Source organism: Stenotrophomonas sp. Steno-Z2, from assembly GCF_056393235.1.
Genome location: NZ_JBWJOY010000031.1, coordinates 1 through 225, shown reverse-complemented (window position 1 = coordinate 225; position 225 = coordinate 1). Strand labels below are relative to the sequence as shown.

The following is a 225-nucleotide window of genomic DNA, read 5'->3' as shown; positions in this document are numbered from 1 at the left end:
CTGCTCGGCCTGGAAGGCCACCGCCCCAACCTGATCGACCCGGACATCATCCCGGCCACGCTGGCGCGCATCCGTTCGTCCAGGCGCATCAACCTGATGGGCCAGCATGAGATCGCCTTCGACGAGAAGCGCGACCTGGCTCTGAACAAGCGCCAGAAGCTGCCCTACCACACCAACGGCATGCGCTTCACCGCCTTCGATGGCAACGACGTCGTCATCGCCACG

1 protein-coding gene is annotated in these 225 nt (G+C 64.9%); it reads left to right on the top strand.

Going from position 1 to position 225, the window contains the following annotated elements:
• Positions 1-225, top strand: a 225-nt coding sequence (locus AC06FP_RS16880; RefSeq protein WP_478076339.1) for a serine dehydratase beta chain, incomplete at both ends; no start/stop codon positions are given.